Origin of the sequence: Geomicrobium halophilum, assembly GCF_014207655.1 — a bacterium.
Lineage (GTDB): Bacteria > Bacillota > Bacilli > Bacillales > Marinococcaceae > Geomicrobium > Geomicrobium halophilum.
Genome location: NZ_JACHHJ010000001.1, coordinates 1028622 through 1043396 on the forward strand (window position 1 = coordinate 1028622; position 14775 = coordinate 1043396).

General features: G+C 42.0%; 10 protein-coding genes. 5 read left to right on the top strand and 5 right to left on the bottom strand.

Features of this window, described 5'->3' with window-relative positions:
- Positions 1-66 precede the first annotated feature (66 nt).
- The 4 genes from HNR44_RS05145 to HNR44_RS05160 all read right to left on the bottom strand — a co-directional run bounded on the left by HNR44_RS05145 (position 67) and on the right by HNR44_RS05160 (position 4102).
- The gene (locus HNR44_RS05145) at positions 67-1026 is read right to left on the bottom strand and encodes a DUF2777 family protein (RefSeq protein ID WP_184403013.1); all 960 of its coding nucleotides are present in this window, start codon (positions 1024-1026) and stop codon (positions 67-69) included.
- Between the two features lie 81 nt (positions 1027-1107).
- The gene (locus tag HNR44_RS05150; protein WP_184403014.1) at positions 1108-2055 is read right to left on the bottom strand and encodes an MBL fold metallo-hydrolase; all 948 of its coding nucleotides are present in this window, start codon (positions 2053-2055) and stop codon (positions 1108-1110) included.
- 37 nt (positions 2056-2092) lie between these two features.
- Positions 2093-3013, bottom strand: coding sequence for a hypothetical protein (locus HNR44_RS05155; RefSeq protein WP_184403015.1), 921 nt, complete (start codon positions 3011-3013; stop codon positions 2093-2095).
- A 24-nt stretch (positions 3014-3037) separates the two neighbouring features.
- Positions 3038-4102 (bottom strand): toxic anion resistance protein, encoded by a 1065-nt coding sequence (locus tag HNR44_RS05160; RefSeq protein ID WP_184403016.1) that lies wholly within the window; start codon positions 4100-4102, stop codon positions 3038-3040.
- Positions 4103-4554: 452 nt separating this feature from the next.
- On the opposite strand from HNR44_RS05160, the gene gltB reads away from it, so the two are divergent.
- On the top strand, positions 4555-9126 hold the full coding sequence (gene gltB / locus HNR44_RS05165; RefSeq protein ID WP_184403017.1) for a glutamate synthase large subunit: 4572 nt from the start codon (positions 4555-4557) through the stop codon (positions 9124-9126).
- Positions 9127-9156: 30 nt separating this feature from the next.
- Positions 9157-10644, top strand: a complete 1488-nt coding sequence (locus HNR44_RS05170) for a glutamate synthase subunit beta (RefSeq protein WP_184403567.1) — start codon at positions 9157-9159, stop codon at positions 10642-10644.
- Here the strand turns inward: HNR44_RS05170 and HNR44_RS05175 are convergent.
- On the bottom strand, positions 10627-11700 hold the full coding sequence (locus tag HNR44_RS05175; protein WP_184403018.1) for an FUSC family protein: 1074 nt from the start codon (positions 11698-11700) through the stop codon (positions 10627-10629). The two genes, HNR44_RS05170 and HNR44_RS05175, sit on opposite strands and share 18 nt — an antisense overlap.
- Positions 11701-11887: 187 nt before the next feature.
- Between HNR44_RS05175 and kapB the strand changes: the two genes are divergently transcribed.
- The 3 genes from kapB to HNR44_RS05190 all read left to right on the top strand — a co-directional run bounded on the left by kapB (position 11888) and on the right by HNR44_RS05190 (position 14598).
- Positions 11888-12250: a sporulation phosphorelay system protein KapB gene (gene kapB, locus HNR44_RS05180; RefSeq protein ID WP_184403019.1), complete on the top strand. Its 363-nt coding sequence runs from the start codon at positions 11888-11890 to the stop codon at positions 12248-12250.
- A gap of 115 nt (positions 12251-12365) precedes the next feature.
- Positions 12366-13541, top strand: coding sequence for a cystathionine gamma-synthase family protein (locus HNR44_RS05185; RefSeq protein WP_184403020.1), 1176 nt, complete (start codon positions 12366-12368; stop codon positions 13539-13541).
- 22 nt (positions 13542-13563) lie between these two features.
- Positions 13564-14598, top strand: coding sequence for a homoserine dehydrogenase (locus tag HNR44_RS05190; protein ID WP_184403021.1), 1035 nt, complete (start codon positions 13564-13566; stop codon positions 14596-14598).
- Positions 14599-14775: the final 177 nt, after the last annotated feature.

Here is a 14775-nt window from a genome sequence, read left to right on the forward strand (position 1 = left end):
TTTTTTGCGCTATAGGATTTCAATGCTTACGACTAACTCTCCAAGTGGGGTTATGCACTATTCGTTTTATCTTGAGGTTTGCATATTCGTGTAGGTGATGACCTGTCGTTCATTGAACTCAGTTGTACATTCAAAACGATCATAAATGTAGTCGTCTTGATCGCTGTGAAGCGTACGCTCATAACGATGTTGGATGACGAGAAAGGATGTATCCTTTTGAAAAATGATGAAGTTTACGCCACTAAAGTGTTGATCCTCTTCCGCGTGCAGTAATTCTTTAAGCAATGTATTCTGGCATTTGACTAGGTGCTTACGTTGAAAACCATAGTAATGCATAAGTCTTGCTAAAGATTCCTTAGCCGGAGCTTCCAATTCATTGATTAAAATTTGGAAAGGCTCAAATTGTTCTTTATGAATGCGTATCATATCTTTTTGATGTAATTGGATGTTGTTTCCTGACTTCGTCGTAAATTTCCAATCCTTATCATGAATAACACCCGTCCAACTTTTGGTTTTAGGATCGTACCATTCCATTTCAAATGGGCAGCCTTCTAAAAGCATCTTTTCATTTTGAGATTGCTCTTGTAAAAGGATTTCTTCATTTTCATTGACCAATGAAAAATATAAAAAAGGATCTTCTGCCTTGCCGCGTTTATTTCGTAATTGTAAGCGTAAATCCTGCAATTGTTGTTTTTGCTCTTCAAGTTCGAGAAGTGATCTTGTTGTATCTTTTTCCAAGGATCCAATCGCTTGCAGGAGAGAAGCACGATAAGAGCGGGCAAGCTTTCCTGTAAATGGCTGTATTTTTGAACCAGCAACCTGAACTTTCTCACCATCATGATAAGGGGGATTATAGGCGGTTTTGGCATTACTAACGCTATAAATGCCTTTTATCGTAACCGTTCCTTGCCATATTTTATTTTTCGGTGTTTCAATATCTGTTAATAAACCGTAGCATACACACTCTGGATGATTATGGACCAGAACGATGTGTCCTTTATACTCAAATGCTTCTTTCCGATTCATGGAGACCCTCACTTTTCGCATATAAACTGGTTCTATTATATAATGATGAATCTATTGGGGCAACTCTGACGAAGGTGTATATCAGTAGAGCCTCCCTTTGATATGAGCATGATATAAACCTAGAGCTGATACTTGACAATCCAGTTTCAATGCTTCCCATGCGGAGTGATCATCAGGGTGTTCTGTATGTTCAGCATGAGCATCGTAGACGGACTGGAATAAGTGATTGCTAATCTCCTCGGGAGTATTTCCATTTTCCGCGGCCTCTTTTGTCATTTGTATCCATTTCTCTAACCAGTAAGCTGTTGATTTAAAAATTTCAGATACTTGGTCGCTCGATCCAAAATGACCGAAATAGATGCGATCAGGGTTTAAGGACTTGATCCTTTCCCAAGAGGTTTTCATGCTCTTGGGATCAAATTGTGATGGTGATGTGGACGGTAAAAAGAGTGGGGTGTGATGACTAAGTCCTTGATAATAAATACCGACAGTATCCCCAGTAAAAATGCCATTGGTTTGATGATCGATGATTGAGAGATGATGGAAAGCGTGACCAGGGGTATCAATAAAAGTCAGCTTTCGGTCATCTCCAATTTCCAGGTGATCACCATCTTTGCATGCTTTTGTACATTCTTCCGGAATAGGGACAATAGGGTTGAATAACGAATCAAAATGGCTGCCATACACTTCTTTTGCCCCTTGTACAAGTTTCTCCGGAGAGACCAGATGCTTTTGCCCTTTTGGGTGTACATGTACGGTAGCTTGGGGTGTTTCTTTTAACAATTGCCCGCATCCCCCTGCGTGATCAAGATGTACATGCGTTACAATAATATGTTGTATATCGGCAAGTGATTTTCCTAATTGTTTGAGTCCTGATTTGATTTGTGGGTAGGAAAGGCTGGGGCCTGTTTCAATCAACGTTAATTCCTTTGCATCAAGCACGTAGATTCCTGTTCTTTCTGGCAGATTTAAATCGTACCCGTCAATCATATATGTCTCTTTTGCAAGTTGTTCCACTTTTGCTTCCATTCTGAAAACCCCTTTCATGGTAAAAAAAGAAGATGCCTTATTGCGGCGGATCTTCTCTATTCGAATAGCGTTTCTCGTTTAATTTTAACAAGTATTCAAATCGATCGTGTTTTGCTTGATGATCATGTTCTTGCAAATGTTGTAACGTAATTTCCATTTTTGTTAACGCTTCATATAATCGTGACATTTGTGCAGATTGCGAGTCTTCATCCAGATCTTGGTATGCCTCAAGCAGAAATGGAATATCCTCGTTCACCATCCGTTTGATTTGGTGCCGGTCTTCAATAGACAATAAATGTAATGAAGGAATGAGCGAAGATAGTTCATCCAAAAGTGTGTCCAAACGATTTGCAAGAGCTTGGGGGAGATCAAAACCGTGATGGGACAGGGAGCGAATTGCTTGTTCATATCGTGCTTGTTCACTCTGCTGATTTTTACTCGGTGAATCAGTCTCTAAAGTGGCTGAAGTTCCCCCTGTTACCATCGTTGGGGCATGTCCATCAAGTGCACTATCCAATTGTAACAATTTCTCGGTAATACCATGAAAAAATGGAGATTTTTGGATACTCCGCACATGGGATTTTCCATTTTTCATGTAGTAAACGAGCCCTTCTTTCATTAATTTTCCATTCGGCTTATAGGAGTGTTGGCGGGCGATTGTAATCACTATACGCTTTTTAATGGCAGAAGGAGAAAGATGGGTATCAAAACACATTAAGCTCAAGCGTTTTTGACTTACTTTTAAGCGTAATTTAAAAGTCCGTCCGTTTTTTTTATACACTTGTGTGCCTTTAACCGGTCCATTTTCAAGTACGCGCGTGATGATTTTCTCGATCACCGCTTCACTCTCTTTTATGAGTGATAAGCCATTCGGATCAGAAAAGATGTGATCATCAACGGCCCGCAACCGCTCTGGTAAGAAAAATTCATGCCAAGAACTTCCGAACCAATCTTTCACCACCATCAACACCTTCAACATGGATTATTCAGGTAATTTCTTTCGTACTTCTCGATTTAGCGTATCAAGTTCTGCGATAAACGCTTTGCCTGATTTTACGATACGTTCGTTTGATTGCTCAGTGATGTCTATAGCTGCCTGTACATCCTCATATGCCTGGCGAAACGACTCGATGGCAACCGCAGGTTCTTCTAATGTCTTTAACGTTTCTTCTGTGTTTGAACGCAATGTTTTTGCATTGCTTAAAATCATATCTTCAGTCGCTTGATTGACATTTTGGACAGCATCAATCACATTTTTCTGATTGCCAAGAGCGAGCTGTATAGATGCCGTTACGGTAATGACATTTTTTGTCATCGTGATTGCGTTAAAGATCGCTTCTTCAAGTTTTTCGTTGTTCTCTTTAATAAGGTCAACGGAAGCAAGTGATTGCTGCAATACCATGATCGCTTGAGACATGTTTTTGATGCGTGTAACGACTTTTTGTTGCCCCTGCTGCAGGGGAGTGGGGTTATCCCGCCATTCTTCTGCTGTCATTTCAGCTTCCAGCATTTCATTTAGCTGTTTTCCCGTTTCAATTTGTTTTTCCAGATTATGAATGCGCTCGTTAGCTGTGTCGCGTAACTGATCAAGCATGAGATTATCTTCTTGCAATTTATCCTTTCCTGCAAGTAAAGACTCAATAATGTTTTCTACTTGCCCCTCAACGGTTCGATATTTACGGGCGTATTGTTCAACTGGATCTCTACGAAGTATTTTATTGAGTGTTTTTTGTAAACGACCTTCCTTAAGGTGTTCGGGCTCAAGACTTGAGACTTGCTGTCGTAAATCATACAATCGCTCGGGGAGCTCATTGTTCTTTTGCTCCAGCATTTCTCCAACCGGGCGCTTCAAAGCTTCCAGAGAATCTCCCGCCAATTTTTGTTCGTGTTCTCCTAAATCGCCAAGTTGATTAATAAGATCTGTTGCATCATCACTATTTTTAAATTTATCCATATAATTCTGAGCAGCTTTTTCTGCTTCGTTTTTCTCTTCTTGAGGGAGCTCAGTCTGTATATCCTCATTTTCAATCGTGTTATTGTCAGCCATGAATGATCCTCCCTTTATATGCAAATTTCGAAGAAAACATATGGTGTAGTTGTATCCCTATTGTATCATCTTATCAAGCTTTCGTCGCCACACCACGATCGAAGACCACACATATACGAAAATAAAGGCCGAATAGGGTTCATTTTCAAATGACCGTAAGCTTCGGTATTCGGTCGTAAAAAAATCTTTGTAAGATTTTATCCCATTGTCCCGATAGATTAAGCGTTTTCAATTCCTGGGATAAAGATTTTCACAATTTGCCGACGCTCCATTTAAGTGATAAACTTTTGTTTACTACTAGAAGATGTTCAAAAAGTCCAGGAAAAATAGCGGTTGATTTTAGCGAGGAGCCCTGCGCCCGTCAGTCTTCTCGAACGATTCGATTCTTTTTGGACACACACTACTAAATAAGGCATATTTCAGTAGTGAATGGGAAAGAGGTGAAAAGCATCATGCTTAATCAAGACGTTAAGAATCCCGGTCTTTATCGATCGGATTTTGAGCATGACAATTGTGGTATTGGCTTTTTAGCTAATATGAAAGGTGTTCCTTCCTATACCATCGTCAGAAGTGCTCTGGATTTATTGTGTAACCTTGAGCACCGCGGGGGAGCAGGTGCGGAAAAAAATTCTGGGGATGGAGCAGGAATCCTTTTGCAAATTCCCCATCCATTTTTTGAGGAACAAGCAAAAAATGAAGGATTTTCACTTCCGGGACAAGGTGAGTATGGCGTTGGCATGTTGTTTTTACCTACGGATAATGACCAACGGCAATTATGTAAAACAATGATTTCAAATATATGCACTGAAGAAAATGCAGAAGTGCTAGGCTTTAGAAGTGTCCCTGTAAATGAAGAGGGAATTGGACGTATCGCCCTTAGCGCAAAACCATATATTGAACAGGTGTTCATCCGGGCAAACGGATTAAGTGGCACAGGGCTAGAAAGAAAATTATATGTAATCAGAAAACGGTTAGAGAAGGAAGTGCGTTCCTGGCTTCCAGAGGATGAGCCATTTTATTTTGCAAGTTTGTCTACACAAACCATCGTGTATAAAGGCATGCTAACGACTGATCAGCTTGGCAGCTTTTATCTTGACCTACAGAAGAAAAATTTTAAAAGCACGATCGCGCTCGTCCATTCTCGTTTTAGTACGAACACTTTCCCGAGCTGGGAACGTGCGCACCCAAATCGCTATTTGATGCATAACGGGGAAATAAATACGATTAAAGGAAACGTTAACTGGATGCACGCCCGTGAAGCTGTGTTTAGTTCTCAAGCCTTTAAAGAAGACCTCAAAAAAGTACGGCCGATCATTGATGGTAATGGCAGCGACTCTTCTATGTTTGACAATGCATTCGAATTTTTGACACTAGCCGGACGTTCACTCGCACATTCCGCGATGATGATGATTCCTGAGCCTTGGCAGAATGCCCATGGCATGGATAAGGCCAAAAGAGCCTTTTACAAATTTCATAGCTGCTTAATGGAGCCATGGGATGGGCCAACAGCCATCGTCTTTACAGACGGGAATCAAGTAGGAGCTAGCTTGGATCGCAATGGTCTACGTCCTTCTAGATATATTGTTACAGAAGATGATATCGTTGTAATGTCTTCAGAAGTCGGTGTTTTGCCTGTAGCACCTGAGAAAATTGTCAAGAAAAGCCGTTTGCAGCCAGGGCAAATGCTGCTTGTTGACCCAAAAGAAGGTCGTATTCTCCCCGACGAAGAAGTGAAAGAAAGCATTATTCATGAAGAACCATATGAAGAGTGGGTAAATGAACAAATGCTTACACTCGATGATATTCGAGAAAATCCGTATTTTAATGATTTGGAAAAGGAAAGTACAAAATTACAACAATCGGTATACGGCTATACAATTGAGGAAATAACAAAACAAATTCTCCCTATGGTAAAAGAAGGTGCAGATCCTGTTGGCTCTATGGGTTATGATAATCCTTTAGCTGTACTTGCAGAGAAGCCCCAATTACTATATAACTATTTCAAACAACAATTTGCTCAAGTAACGAATCCTCCCATCGATGTGATTCGTGAAGAAACAATTACAGCTGTTGGAACAACAATTGGACGAGAAGGAGATTTACTGCATCCGGGGCCAGAAAACGCCCATCATATTTATTTGAAGACTCCAATTCTAACGAATGAAGAAATGGCAAAGCTCCGCGCTTGTCATGTAGATGGATTAAAAGCATCGACCTTATCCATGGTTTTTGCAGTTTCTGAGGGCGAAGAAGGCTTAGATCAGGCGTTAGAAGGTTTATTTAGGGAAGCGGATAAAGCCATCGCGGATGGGTCAACCTTACTGGTGTTAAGTGATCGTGATATGTCCTCTAAATGGGCACCAATTCCGACATTACTGGCGGTTTCCAGTTTGCATCACTATTTAATCCGAAGTGGAAACCGTACACAAGTTAGCTTATTGGTTGAATCTGGTGAACCAAGGGAAGTACACCATCTTTGCCTGTTGCTAGGGTATGGTGCTGAAGCGATTAACCCTTATCTCGTTTTTGATACATTTGATGAGTTGACGAAAAATGGAGAACTAACTTCACACTCTTACGTGGAAGCTGTTGAGCGCTATATCAAGACAGCTACGAAAGGGATTATGAAAGTTCTTTCAAAAATGGGGATTTCAACGATTCAAAGTTACCGAGGAGCACAAATCTTCGAAGCTGTCGGCATCAATGAGAAATTGATTGATCGACATTTTACATGGACAGAATCCCGTATTGGTGGTGTTGATCTAGACACCATCGCACGGGAATCTCTTGAGCGCCATCAAAAAGCTTATGAGCTTGCCAAAAATGATGAATTAGAGCTTGAACCAGGAGATGACCACCAATGGAGACGCAACGGGGAAGAACATCAGTACAATCCCCACACAATTCATATGTTACAACAAGCATGCCGCACCGATGATAAAGAAATGTTTACGAACTATACTCGTTCGATCGATGAACAGGAGAAAAGCCAAACCACACTTAGAGGGTTATTCACCTTTAAGAAGGATCGGCCGTCTGTTCAGATCCATGAAGTCGAGCCGGTGGAAGAGATCTTTAAACGGTTTAAAACAGGAGCAATGTCATTTGGTTCGATTTCCAAAGAAGCTCATGAAGCTTTAGCAATTGCTATGAATCGTATAGGCGGGCGATCGAATACAGGTGAAGGCGGAGAAGATCCTGATCGTTTTACAAGGGATGAGAATGGTGATTTACGCCGAAGCGCGATTAAACAGGTGGCATCTGGGCGATTTGGCGTTACGAGCCATTATCTAGTTAATGCAGATGAAATTCAAATTAAAATTGCACAAGGCGCTAAGCCTGGTGAAGGTGGACAGCTGCCTGGAGGAAAAGTGTATCCATGGGTAGCGAGTGTTCGAGGAACCACCGCGGGTGTTGGGTTAATTTCACCACCACCCCATCACGACATTTATTCGATTGAAGACTTGGCACAACTGATTCATGATTTAAAACATGCAAATCCAAAGGCGCAGATTAGCGTTAAGCTCGTATCTGGTACAGGAGTTGGGACGATTGCAGCTGGGGTAGCAAAAGGACGAGCGGATGGCATTGTCATAAGCGGCTATGACGGCGGAACCGGAGCGGCGGCTAGAACATCAATTAAACACACCGGTTTACCGTGGGAAATTGGTCTTGCAGATGCTCACCAGACACTTGTCATGAACGGATTAAGGCAGCGGATTAGACTGGAAACAGACGGCAAATTAATGACGGGGAAAGATGTAGTTTTTGCAACATTACTCGGGGCTGAAGAATATGCATTTTCAACAGCGCCGCTCGTCGTTCTCGGGTGTGTCATGATGCGAGTATGCCATATTGATACATGCCCCGTAGGTATTGCAACCCAAAATCCTGAGCTGCGAAAGAAATTTGGAGGAACTGCAGATCAAGTCGTACGTTTCATGACCTTTGTGGCTGAGGAAATTCGTGAAATTATGGCGGATCTAGGCTTTACGAAAATCGATGATATGATTGGGCGTACTGATCTTTTAGAACAAAGAGAAGATGTTAAAAACCCGAAAGCAAGGCAAGTCGATTTACGTCCACTTTTATATAGACCAGAAGCTGAGAATCAAGATGCCCATGTAGGAAATGGAAAACAACAACATTTAGTAGAGGAATCTTTGGATAAAGAGACCTTACTAGAACGTTGCCAGCCTGCACTTCAAGACCGTGAACCTGTACAGGAATCCTTTAAGGTGTGGAGTATTAACCGAGCAGTTGGGACTGTTTTAGGAAATGAAGTTACTAGCATTTACGGTGAAAATGGATTGCCGGAAAACACAATCGATTTAACGTTTAATGGATCTGCCGGTCAAAGTTTCGGGGCATTTATCCCGAAAGGGATGACGCTTCGACTCATCGGCGATGCTAACGATTATATCGGCAAAGGCCTGTCAGGTGGTAAAATCATAACGGCTCCTCATCCAGATGCGCCTATAAAAGCTGAAGAGAATATTATTGTCGGCAACACCGCATTTTATGGCGCGACGAAAGGCGAAGCATATATTTCCGGGGTTGCTGGTGAGCGTTTCTGTGTCAGAAATAGCGGAGCGGATGTCGTCGTAGAAGGTGTTGGCGATCATGCACTTGAATATATGACCGGCGGCCGGGTTGCGGTATTAGGTACGACCGGCAAGAATTTCGCAGCAGGTATGTCAGGTGGAGTCGCCTACGTATATAATCCAAACGGGGAGTTCGAGCAATTTTGCAACCGGGAATTAGTAGAAATCGATCAAATAATGGGTCAGGATGTTGAAGAGCTAAAAAGTCTCATTGAAGCTCACGTACAGCACACAAATAGTACACTGGGTACGCGTTTACTTTCCAATTGGGAGGAAACGGTCACCCAGTTTATGAAAGTGATCCCGACAGACTACCGCAAAATGTTACAGGCTGTCGAAGACTCCATTAATGAAGGGTTCGCTGAAGAAGAAGCGGTGATGGCCGCATTTGATAAAAGCCAGCAAAAACAACCAACGTAAAGTAAGGATTGAGAGATAAGGAGGGGTATGATGGGAAACCCAACTGGTTTTATGGAAATTAACCGCAAAACCCCCGCAAAAAGGGAACCAAAAGAAAGGGTCGAAGATTGGAATGAGTTTCAATTGACGCCTCCGGAGGAAGAGATCGAGGAACAAGCCGCGCGTTGTATGGATTGCGGGATCCCTTTTTGTCAGGCAGGAACGAATATGCCAGGATCAGATGAGATCGGTTGTCCAGTTTATAACCTCATACCGGAATGGAACGACCTTGTCTATAAAGGGCAGTGGAAAGAAGCTTTGCAGCGATTGCATAAAACGAACAATTTTCCAGAGTTTACAGGCCGGGTCTGTCCCGCACCTTGTGAAGGATCATGTACGGTGGCTATCGATGCCGAACCGGTAACTATTAAATCGATAGAACTGCAAATCGTAGAAAAAGGGTTTCGTGAAGGTTGGATTACCGCTAAACAGCCCCTTCGTCGTACTGGGAAAAAAGTAGCGGTCATCGGCTCCGGCCCTGCAGGCTTGGCGGCAGCTGCCCAGTTGAACAGAGCTGGCCACCATGTGACTGTATATGAAAAAGAGGATCGCATTGGTGGTTTACTCACCTATGGTATTCCAGATGTCAAATTACCATTCGAAACGGTGATGCGACGCATCCATCTTCTTGAAGAAGAAGGTATTGAATTCAAAACGAATGTTGAAATCGGATCGACGATCACCTGGAATGAACTACGGGAAGCTGTCGATGGTGTTGTACTTTGCACAGGTGCTCAAGTACCAAGAGGCGTCGAGGATATCCCCGGCCATGATTTAAACGGGATCGAATACGCCATGAATTTTCTTACACAAAATACCAAAGCATTGCTCAACCATAACCTTCGTAATGATGATTATATCGACGCAAAAGATAAACATGTTGTCGTCATCGGCGGTGGCGATACAGGAGTGGATTGTATTACAACTTCTGTTCGCCATGGGGCCAAATCCATTACCCAATTTGATATTAACGTGGAAAAACAAGAAGAGCGTCCGGAAAATAACCCATGGCCATTATTCCCGATGACTTATAAACAGGAAGAAGGCCATAAAGAAGCGGAGGCTGTTTACGGTCAAGACCCTCGCGCTTATCAATGGTTAACGACTGAATTTATAAGTGATGGGAACGGGAACCTTACAGGCTTGAAAGCTGTCCAAGCTGAAACGGTCTACAACAATGGTAAAAAAGAAAGAAAACCGATCCCAGGAACCGAGCGTGTATGGAAAGCTGATCTGGTATTGCTCGCGATCGGTTTTACCGGGCCTGAGCGTGAATTACTCGAGCAAATGGGTATTCAAACGACAAAACACGGTACGGTGTCTGCTGAATACGGAGAATATGCTACCAGCGAAGATGGTGTTTTCGCAGCTGGTGATAACCGTAGAGGCCAAAGCCTTGTCGTTTGGGCTATTCATGAAGGACGGGAAGCGGCAAGGGAATGTGATCGTTATTTAACCGGTTCAACGATCCTCCCATAGAGACGAGACCCCCGTTCGTTCTAATGGGTAGATAGGGACTTGCAGAGCAGGGAGATCTTCTCCTTGCTCTTTTTGTTTCCAATGCTGACTGATTGTCATCGTTTGTATACAGGCCATGATAACTTCATGTAATTGTGGGGCATTCCTTTGATCGACCATTAAACGCTCGTTTTTGCGTAACAGGAAATCATTGAACCATGCCTGTAGGCGTTCTGTACCTTGTTCCTCCATGGCTGGAAGCTTTCTAGGGAGACGAACTCCCCTTTTGAGAATGAAAGGAATCGGTGTTTTAACCTGCTCCTTAATGTCTGGTGGGCGCAGTAGGTTCATATGATCAAGAAGGCGATTCATCGTTTGTATGTGCTCTTCGATCAAATCCAAATCTTTTTGCTCCATCAGTGGAGCAGGGTGTAACTTCCACTGTCTTCGCTGATTTTTTGCAATCCGGTGCAAACGCTGTAGTTTAGCATGAATAGCATCATATTGAGACCAGCAGACTGCCTGGGAGATGTTTTTTGTTTGATTCGTTTCATGATCGATAATGACAGTAATAATGTGTAATACCTGTCTCCAGTATTGCTCTATCATCTTAAACAATAAAGGTGTGTGATTCGGAAGTGAAATGACTAAATTTACAATAGTAGAGATCATGATACCGATTAAAGTGCTCATTACCCGGCCTATATATTCAATAATATGATGGCCAAACATGGTAGGTACCATGGAGATAGCTGTAATTGAAGCAATGACGGTAAAACCTCCAATTTTAAAATATTGACAAGCTGCTAATATACTTACGAGCGTACAAATGTAAATGATCGGATGGGCTCCAAGAGTATAGAAAAATACCAAAGCAAATAAGGCACCAAAACATGCAGCCAGTAAACGACCCCAACCACGTTGCATAGCATCAATAGCCGTAGAGTCAAACGCGAGTAAAGCTGTTATAAGGGCAAAAGTAGGTGACAATTGTAATTGGATACATAGGGCAATACTAATACAGGCACTTAAACTGACCTTAAACAGCTTTCCACTGATTAATGTTAGGTTGATCAAAGCTTTTCACCCTTAACATAAAAATTTCACGTACCGTAATTTTTATACTATCATAGCTTAAGATTTCACATCATAAAGAAATTATTCATGAAAATCGAAAATGTTGAAGACTCCTTGTATATTCACGTATGATAAAGATGAAATAAATTTTTTAAGCAACAATCAACACCAAAAGGAGGGTGCTGAAATGATCGTACAAGGAAAATATAAAACTGGAGTTTATATCGGAGAAGAACTGGAACAAAAAAATGACCAAACCTTGGTAAAGGTATTAGCGGTCCTCAAGCATCCGCTTCAGGGAGATTTACATCAAGGTTTTCAGACGGATGTCCCCATATTTCATGAGAGAAAGGCGCTTGCCAAGTACGAGAAAGCATGGATTCCTACGGTGACGATTCAACCGTATGAAGAAGAAATCCCCAATTATAATGAAAGTTTACGTTCAGCATGGGACGATGAATTTGTCAAAATGAAAGCACGGGATGATGAATTTGGCAAAGCAGCAGTTAAGCGTTTAGAAATGCTTAAAGATAGATATAAATTTGCTTAGCAGGTCGTATAATCGCAAGAGGGGAAGAAACTTCAAATAAAAGTTAAAATTACGGATGCTAAAGAGGGGAGATGTTAAATCATCCTCTTTTATTATGAATTAAGGGGGAAAGCAAGTGAAAAGAAAAGCTGACATTTCAACTGAAGCAGTTTGGGCTGGGGAGAAAAGTTACAGAGTACATGGTGCCACTCAGGTACCCGTTGTTAACAGTGTTGCGTATAATTATAATGACCTCGACGATTGGTATGAAGTAGCCATCGGTAATGCTGATGGACATATTTACGGACGTAACACAAACCCTACTCTTGCCTCTTTTGAAGACAAGATACAACAATTAGAAGGGGCAGAAGCTGCTACGAGCTTCTCGACAGGAATGGCAGCCATTAGTAATACGTTACACACATTTTTAAAGCCTGGCGATCGGGTGGTCAGCATTAAAGACACTTATGGCGGAACTAATAAAATTTTCAGCGAGTTTTTACCACGCTTGAATATCGATATTTCCCTTTGTGATACAGGTGACCATGACATTTTAGAAAAGGAAATTGAGAAAGGCTGTCAAATTGTCTATTTAGAATCACCGACAAATCCGACGGTGAAAGTTACGGATATTAAGAGGATTGCAAGAAAAGCAAAAGAACAGGGAGCTTTAGTCATCGTAGATAATACATTTGCCACTCCGATTTTACAGAATCCGTTACAATTAGATGCTGATCTTGTCATCCATAGCGCTACAAAGTTCCTTGGGGGGCATGCAGATGCACTCGGCGGAGCTCTTTGCGGTGCCAAACACCTGGTAGAGCAAGTGTTTCATTATCGAGAAATCAACGGGGCTACCATGGACCCCATGGCAGCGTATTTATTATTAAGAGGGATGAAAACACTCGACTTAAGGATTTGGAAACAAACTGAAAATGCTGAGAAGCTTGTGGAATTTTTATCAAATCATCCGGCCGTTGAAGATGTATTTTATCCTGGTTTAAAAAATCACCCCAATCATGAGATTGCTAAGCAACAAATGAAGGGGTATGGTGGCATGTTTAGTTTCTCATTATACGGGGGAATGGACGCGGTAAAAGAAGTGCTACCAAGGCTTCAGTATGCAAATCGAGCAGCCAATTTAGGAGCTGTTGAATCAACGGTTGGTCCAGCACGAACGACCAGTCACGTGGAATCGACCCCAGAAGAGCGAGCTAAATTGGGAATTCCTGAAAGTTTAATTCGTTATTCTGCAGGTATTGAATCCTTCGATGATTTAAAAACAGATCTAGAAAACGCATTGAAGTCTTAAGTATAGAAGGGAAGGACAAAAAATGAAACATAAAGTGGCTATTTTAGGTTTTGGAGGCGTAGGCCAAGGTTTTTTTAATATCGTAAAGGAAAAGAACAATTCCATACAAACCTTACATGATCAATCCATTGATATCGTATCCATTGCAGATTTATCCAAGGGATCCTTACACAATGATAACGGATTAGACTTTTCCAAAATTAATTCCAGCTTAAAAACAGATGGTACACTGCATCATTATAGTGATGAACCTGGTTTAGTGAGAGGCTGGGACGCTAAAACAACGATAGAGAACAGCAATGCAGATGTTGTCGTAGAGCTAACTTATACGGATGTTGAGACCGGCCAACCTGCAATTGATCACTGCAAGGCTGCTATATCGAGAGGAAAACACGTCGTTATGACGAATAAAGGGCCTGTCGTTAAAGCTTATCAAGACCTAGAAAAACTCGCAAAAGAAAACGGAGTTCAGTTTTTATTTGAAGGGACGGTCATGAGCGGAACACCAGCATTAAGGATGCCGTTACAAACATTAATGGGCAATGATATCAGTCAGATACGAGGTATTTTAAATGGTACGACGAACCATATGCTTTCACAGATGAGCACGGATATTAGCTACGAAGATGCCCTTACTGATGCACAATCAAAAGGCTATGCAGAAGCGGACCCAACAAATGATGTGGAAGGATACGATGTGCAGGGGAAAGTCATCATCCTTGCGAACGTTCTTCTAAGAGGAAATTTAACGAGAGAGGATGTACCATGCCAAGGTATCTCTGATTTAACAAGCAAAGATATTCAAGAAGCAGCCGAGGAAGATAAAGTATGGAAGCTTCTTGGTGTCATAGAAAATCACGAAGGCCGCGTAAAAGGGTACGTTCGACCTGAAAAACTAGAAAAAACCGATCCACTTGCTCAAATCACAGGTCCTACAAATGCCATCACGTATAATTGTGATCTTTCCGGTGAGATTACGCTCGTAGGCGCAGGGGCAGGTATCACGGAGACTGGTTTCGCGGTCCTCATTGATATTCTTACGATCGGTCGATCGTAGAAGGAAGACCTTTTAAAGTGTAAAATTTGATCATAAAGGGTAAATAGCTATAGCTCCTCAAAGAGTTGAGAAAAAGGTCCGAAAAATTTGAGGCTTTACGCATTGGAGTAATTAAAACCATACCTTCCTTTATGAAAAACCGTCCGTTCTCCGAGTCATCTATACGCCAAGTGCACC